The 6,656-nt window shown below is 63.1% G+C and carries 6 protein-coding genes; 5 read left to right on the top strand and 1 reads right to left on the bottom strand.

All coding sequences use genetic code 11. The features are described 5' to 3' along the window. On the top strand, window positions 1-1,501 hold a 1,501-nt coding region (locus tag WBP53_RS10155; protein WP_423928531.1), incomplete at its 5' end, for a hypothetical protein. Next, window positions 1,498-3,210, top strand: coding sequence for a carboxypeptidase-like regulatory domain-containing protein (locus WBP53_RS10150; protein WP_423928529.1), 1,713 nt, complete (start codon window positions 1,498-1,500; stop codon window positions 3,208-3,210). The genes WBP53_RS10155 and WBP53_RS10150, both read left to right, overlap by 4 nt. A gap of 45 nt (window positions 3,211-3,255) precedes the next feature. On the opposite strand, the gene WBP53_RS10145 is transcribed toward WBP53_RS10150, so the two are convergent. Next, a complete protein-coding gene (locus WBP53_RS10145) occupies window positions 3,256-4,197 on the bottom strand; it encodes a DMT family transporter (RefSeq protein ID WP_423928527.1) in 942 nt (313 codons plus the stop codon). 89 nt (window positions 4,198-4,286) lie between these two features. Here WBP53_RS10145 and kdsB point away from each other — a divergent pair, with 89 nt between their 5' ends. The 3 genes from kdsB to WBP53_RS10130 all read left to right on the top strand — a co-directional run. After that, window positions 4,287-5,066 carry a 3-deoxy-manno-octulosonate cytidylyltransferase gene (gene kdsB / locus WBP53_RS10140; RefSeq protein WP_423928525.1) on the top strand — a complete coding sequence of 260 codons (780 nt, stop codon included), beginning with the start codon at window positions 4,287-4,289 and terminating at the stop codon, window positions 5,064-5,066. After that, the gene (locus WBP53_RS10135) at window positions 5,063-5,521 is read left to right on the top strand and encodes a low molecular weight protein-tyrosine-phosphatase (RefSeq protein WP_423928523.1); all 459 of its coding nucleotides are present in this window, start codon (window positions 5,063-5,065) and stop codon (window positions 5,519-5,521) included. Before kdsB ends, WBP53_RS10135 begins: the two co-directional genes overlap by 4 nt. Window positions 5,522-5,582: 61 nt before the next feature. Beyond that, window positions 5,583-6,656 (top strand): thioredoxin-like domain-containing protein (locus tag WBP53_RS10130; protein WP_423928521.1); only part of this gene is annotated, 1,074 nt, incomplete at its 3' end.

Below are 6,656 nucleotides of genomic sequence, written 5' to 3'. Positions count from 1 at the left end.
CCATGATGGTTCGGAAATCGAATTGCACCCTGAAGGCGGAGCCTGGGTTGCGCAGACGACACTGGAGCATTCGACCCTGTATCGCCTCGTCGTGACGGGCGCGCCTCCATTGCAGGATGATCAACTGCATCGCCTTGATGCCGTGGCCGACCAGCCACCCGTGATACGAGTCATCGTGCCCGAGAAGACGCTCAGCCTGGTCGAGCCGGGCCAGCAATCCTGGTTGCTGGAATTCGAAGTCAGCGACGACTACGGCGTTGGCGATGCGAGTCTTGGCATCACCCTGGCCCAGGGCAGCGGCGAGCAGGTTACCGTGAGTGAGCGCAGCGAACGCCTGCGACCCGAATCGGGTGGAACGGCTCGCCAGAAAACTTTCAAGCGAAGGCTGTCATTGTCGTCCGCCGGTCTCACGCCAGGTGATGACTTGATTGTCCGCATGAGCGTGAGCGATCGGCGCGAGCCGGAGTCCAATCTGGCGCGCAGTGCGAGCTACATCCTGCGTTGGCCGGCTGAGCTGGCGACCGAAAGCGAAGGTGTCGAGGGGATCGTGCAGAAGGCCTTGCCTGCGTATTTCCGTAGCCAGCGCCAGATCATCATTGATACCGAGGCCTTGCTCGACGAGCGTGCACAGCTTGGTCCCGATGAATTTCTGGCGCGCTCCGACACGATTGGCGTCGACCAGAAAATCCTGCGGCTGCGCTATGGCCAGTTCCTTGGTGAAGAGTTTGAGTCCGGCCGCGGAGCGGGTCCGGAACATCAGGAATCCGCTGACGACGATCACAAGGACGAAGCGACCCAGCTCGATGCCCTGCCGAGTGGCCACAGCCACGACGATGGGCACGACCATGGCAACGCCAATGGCAATGCCGGATTCGGTATCGCCGACGACGTGCTTGCGGAATACGGTCACGCCCACGATCACGCCGAAGCGGCGACCCTGCTCGATCCGGAAACCAGAAAGATCCTGAAATCGGCATTGGCCGAGATGTGGCAAGCGGAATTGCATCTGCGCATGGGCGAGCCCGGCAAGGCACTCCCGTTCGAGAACCGCGCACTGGGGTTCATAAAACAGGTGCAGCAGGCCTCACGCATCTATCTGGCCAGGGTCGGTCTCGAGTTGCCGCCGGTTGATGAAAGTCGGCGCCTTTCGGGTGAGCGCGATGGCTTGCGTGATCCCGGGGGGGTGCTGATTCCCGCCGATGCCGGTGCGGCGGTGCTTGCACAAACCTATGCGGCGCTCTCGAACAATGAAACGGTCGATCTCGAAGGTTTCGAAGCATGGGTGGGTGAGCATGAATCCACGCTCGCAGATCCGCTCGATCTGATCGCCGCACTGGATGTTCTGCGACGCGAACCAGCCTGCGATGTCTGCAGGGAATCCGTGCTCGATGCACTTTGGCCCCTGTTGCCCGCCTTGCCGGCGACAACGCCGCTGCGTGCGGCACCTGATGCGGTCGGCAAGTCATACCTGGATGCCATCGGCAAGGACGTGCAGCCATGAACCTGCAATTCGTCAGCCTGTCGGTGATCGCCGTAGCGGTGCTGCTGGGCATCGTACGAAGCCTTCGTTCCGGCGGCAGGTGGCGCTGGATTCTGGTTGCCGGCCAGCTTCTGATGGGCGTTTCGATTGGCGTGCTTCTGTATCCGCCGTCAATGGAACGGGATCCTGAGAGCGCGGTTGTCATCACGGCTGGCGTTGGCACCAGCCAACTGGAAGGCATTGGCGCGGATACACCCGTGATTGTCCTGCCGGAAGCGCCGGATGCGGTTGAGGGCATCGAACGGGTGCCAGATCTTGCCAGCGCCCTGCGCCAGCATCCCGGCATTGGTCGCTTGCGCGTTCTCGGCGACGGACTGGTGGCGCGGGACCGGCCAGCAGCAATCGGACGCGGGCTCGCATTCGAGCCGACCGATGAGCCTGCTGGTCTGGTCGAATTGCAGGTTCCCGATGCCGTCAGCGCCGGTACGCTGTGGTCACTGACCGGGCGCATTGCAGGTATCGCCGATGCCCGGGTCGAACTGATCGACCGAAGCGGGGAGATCGTCGCGACCTCGCCAATCGATGCCGATGGCCGATTCCGACTTTCGACCGTGGCCAGGTCGAACACGAGAATGCTCTACCAACTGCGAGTGCTGGATGCCGGTGACAGCCCGGTTGATGAAATACCGGTCGCCATCGCTGCGCGCGCCGAAGACTCGCTCAGCACCATCGTGGTTGCCGGAGCGCCCGATGCAGAGCTCAAGTACCTGCGTCGCTGGATAGTCGATGCAGGCCACAGCCTCGGTAGCCAGATCGCGTTGAGCCGCGGCATCGAGCAACGTCAAGCGGCGGCACGTCTCGACCCTGCTACCCTGGCTGAAACGGATCTTCTGATCGCCGACGAACGCTCCTGGGCAGGGTTGTCGCAGTCCGCCAGGGAATCTGTTCGCAACGCGGTGGAGTCGGGGATGGGTCTCCTCCTGCGCATCACCGGACCGGTTCCCGGCAAGGTGGAAGACGAGTGGGCGGCAATGGGATTCAAGCTTGAAGATGCCGATCTTTCGCACTCGGTCAATCTGCCCGGAAACGTCTACGGACCCGACCGAAACCGGCCCTTCACTCGCCGTCCACTGGCCGTGCGTGCGCCGGATTCGGTGGCGTTGCTGCAAGCGGAGGATGGTTCGGACCTGATCCGCTGGCGCGCCATGGGTCAGGGACGTGTCGGGATCACGCTGATGCTGGACAGCTATCGCATGACCCTCGAAGGCGACCGCGAAGCCTATGGAACACTCTGGAGCAAGACCTTTTCGACACTGGCGCGGGCGCGCGGCGGGAGGGTGCCGCAGTTGCCGCAGCAGGCGCGCGTGAATCAGCGCAGCGTCATCTGCGGCTTGCAGGCCGGCGCGGGGATACGGGACGCGCAGGGCGAGCATCACGAACTGCTGGTGGAAGACGGCGCGCAATCCTGCGCCGCCTGGTGGCCGCAAAGTGCCGGCTGGCATCAGCTGGCCAACGCCGGCACGGAATGGCCGATCCATGTATTCGATCAGGGCGAGGCGGAAACCTTGCAGCGCATGGCGATTCGTGAAGCAACCATGGCCATGGTCAACGATGCACCCCCGTCGCAGCACTCACGGAATCAACTGCCTCGCTGGCCGTTCTTCCTGCTCTGGCTTTCGATCGCCGGTCTTGTCTGGTGGTTCGAGCGCCGCAAGACCGCGCCGCCTTAGCTCCCTCTCCCGGGGGGGAGTTGGAGCGTTAGCCAGGGGTTTCGATCAAACCGACGGCTTCGTTTTCGCTGCCAAGGCTTCGTTGAGCTGCTTGCGGGCAACCTGCGCCTCGCGTCGGGCGATATACAGGCTGGCGCTGATGACGATACCTGCGCCGAGAAGGGTGTAGGTATCGACCGTCTCGTTGAACAACAGCCAGGCCAGCACGCCGACCACCAGGAATTGCAGGTAGCTCAGCGGTGCCAGGGCAGAGGCATCCGCCATCTTCAACGCACGTGTCCAGCAGTAGTGGCCACCCGTGCCGAGTGCGCCGGACAGGACCAGCCATGGCCAGATATGGGCGGAGGGCCACTCCCACACAGCCAGCGCGAACGGCAGGCTCAGGGGCACCCAGAGCAAGGTGGTCAGCAGGACGATGCGGTCGGGCGGATCGGTTCGCGACAGGTACTTGATGCTGATCGTGACCATGCCGCTGATCGCCGCTGCAGTCAGCGCTATCAGGGTGGCTACGCTGAAATCGGATGCGCTCGGACGCACGATCACGAGCACGCCGATGAAGCCGATGATCACCGCGCTCCAGCGTCGCATGCGCACCACTTCACCCAGGACCAGCACGGCTCCAATCGTGATGAACAATGGCGTCGAATAGGACAGCGCCACCGCCTGCGCCAGTGGCAGGTGCACGAGTGCCCAGAAACCGCACAGCATCGAGACAATGCCGACGGCGCAGCGGATCAGGTAGAAGCCCAGACGGCGGGTGCGCAGGATCTCGATGCCATGCACGCGGATCAGGGGCAGGGCGAACAGGGCACCAAACAGGCAGCGGAAAAACGCGATTTCGAACGGATGCTGTTCGCTGGAGGCGAATCGAATGGCCACGGCCATCGTGCCGAAAAGGGTGGCGCTGGCAGCCATCAGCAATGCTGCGCGCAACGGAAGCGCGGACGGCACACTGATGATGTCGGTCACGTCAGGGTCTGAACTCATGGTGTCAGGGTGGGCATGATACACCGCGCTGGCGGGGTGTTTGGCCGAGGCAACTGGCCTGCAGCGCGCGCTTCGGCCAGAATCGGCGCATGAATACCGAGATCGATTTCGTCGTCGCCATTCCAGCCCGCTATGGTTCGCAGCGCCTTCCAGGCAAGCCGCTGCTGCCGATAGGCGGTGTCCCGATGATCGTGCATGTGGCCCGGCGTGCGCTGGAAGCCGGCGCACGTGAAGTGGTCGTTGCCACCGATGACCAGAGAATCGTCGACGCGCTGCGGGGATCGGGGGTCGGTGTCGCACTGACCCGCAATGATCATGCTTCCGGTACCGACCGTCTGGCGGAACTTGCCACCCTGCAGGGATGGGATGATTCAAGGATCGTAGTCAATCTGCAGGGTGACGAGCCCATGGCGCCGGCCAGCGGAATTCGCGAAGTAGCACTTGCCCTGGCCTCGGGCAGTTGCCCCATGGCCACCCTTGCTACGCCAGTGTTGTCGGCGGAGGAGCTGTTCGATGCGAATTGCGTAAAGCTCGTCCGCGATTCAGTCGGCAATGCGCTCTACTTCAGCCGCGCGCCGATTCCCTGGGCGCGTGATGCGTTTGCAGGCTCGCGGGAATCCTTGCCCGCAGCGACCGCATTCCTTCGCCACATCGGCATCTATGCCTACCGGGCCGGCTTCCTCAAGCTTCTGGCAGGCATGACGCGAACGCCGTTGGAGATCGCCGAGTCACTCGAGCAACTGCGCGCCATCGAGCATGGTTGCCCGATCGCAGTTGCGATCGCTCCGGAGCCTTTTCCTGCCGGTGTCGATACCGCAGCCGATCTTGCACGAGTCGAGGCCTTGCTGGCCGGCAAGGATGGAAAATGAGGATTCTCTTCGTCTGCATGGGCAATATCTGCCGTTCGCCCACGGTCGAGGCGGTCGCCCGCGTTGAATTCGCCCGGGCCGGACTCGACATCGAGGTTGAGTCCGCCGGCACCGAGAGCTATCACATCGGCAACAGGGCCGATGCCCGTGCCATCGCCATGGCCGAAGCCAACGGCTACCCGCTGGCCGATCATCGCGCGCGTCAGGTCTGCGTGGAGGATTTCTCCAGATTCGACCATCTTCTGGTGATGGATCGGGTAAACCTGCGTGCCGTACTCGCAAGGGCGCCGGAAGGCAGCAATGATCGAGTCGCCATGTTCCTGCCGTTCGTCGGGATTTCCGAGCCTGTCGAACTGCCCGATCCCTATTACGGCACGACGAAGGACTTCCAGCGTGCGCTTGATCTTGCGCGCGATGGCATCATGGCTCACGTTGGCCGCATGACCGGCACGTAATCCTGACTCGTCCGGATGGGGCGAGCACGCATCGCATCGAGCGTTGAGAGGGGGGGAGAGGATGGATTCACGAACACCCGCACCGGAGTTTCCTGCCGGACTGGATTGGGTCAATGTCAGCGAAGCGCCGATGCTGGCGGGGCTGCGCGGACGTGTCGTTCTGCTCTGGTTCTGGAGCTACGACAACGTCCATTGCTGGAACCTGCTGCCGGACCTGACCTTTCTGGAAAATCACTATCACGACGGCTTGACGGTGATCGGCATACACACGCCGAAATATCCGGCCCAGCGCGATTCCAGCGCCGTGCTGAAGGCCGTCAATCGGCACCACATCCGGCACCCGATGGCGAACGACCCCAATCATGCGCTCTGGCAGCAGTACGCCATCGATGCGTGGCCCAGTGCCGTGCTGATCGATGCCGAGGGCCTGATCGCGGCCGTGATTCCAGGCGAAGGCCGGCGGCAGGATCTGGACGAGCAGATCGGCAAACTGCTCGACGAAGCCGCCGAGCGCGACCTTCGTGAATACGAGGCCTCGGCGCCGGCATCCCGACCGGAACCGCGCTTGCCACTGTTGTTTCCGGGCAAGCTGCTGGCAACTGACTCACTGGTCTACGTGTCCGACAGCGGCCACCATCGCGTGCTTGAGTGCAACCATGAGGGCCGCATCCTGCGCCAGTTCGGATCGGGAGATCCCGGTTTCTGGGATGGACGCAATCAGGAATGCGGAATGCGCGATCCTCAAGGCCTGGCCTTGCGCGACGACTTTCTCTACCTCGCCGATCGCGGCAATCACGCGGTACGCCGGATCCGCCTGCATGGTGGGGATGTCGAAACCGTGCTGGGCACGGGTGAAGAAGGACGCGTGCGTCCGCACGATGCCGATGCACGCACGACATCCATAGGCAATCCGGGCGGACTGGCTGTCATCGCCGACAAGCTCTACGTGCTGTCGGCCAGCCAGAATCAGGTCTGGGTGCTCGACCTGAGCCGGGGTCGGGTCGATATCCTTGCCGGCACCGGCAAACTGGGCATGCAGGATGGGCTGTCACTCGAAGCCAGCTTTGCCCAGCCGAGCGGCATTTCGCCGAGCGGCCTGCAGTTGCTGGTAACGGATTCAGCTTCATCATCTGTC

Origin of the sequence: Dokdonella sp. (assembly GCF_049593775.1) — a bacterium.
GTDB lineage: Bacteria > Pseudomonadota > Gammaproteobacteria > Xanthomonadales > Rhodanobacteraceae > Dokdonella.
Note: the sequence above shows the minus strand (reverse complement) of the source record. Positions and strands in the feature narration are given on the sequence as shown.

Coding starts and splice junctions, on each gene's coding strand:
- WBP53_RS10135 (WP_423928523.1), top strand. CDS start 5,063: ATGAGGATTCTCTTCGTCTGCATGGGCAATATCTGCCGTTCGCCCACG.
- WBP53_RS10145 (WP_423928527.1), bottom strand. CDS start 4,197: ATGAGTTCAGACCCTGACGTGACCGACATCATCAGTGTGCCGTCCGCG.
- WBP53_RS10150 (WP_423928529.1), top strand. CDS start 1,498: ATGAACCTGCAATTCGTCAGCCTGTCGGTGATCGCCGTAGCGGTGCTG.
- kdsB (WP_423928525.1), top strand. CDS start 4,287: ATGAATACCGAGATCGATTTCGTCGTCGCCATTCCAGCCCGCTATGGT.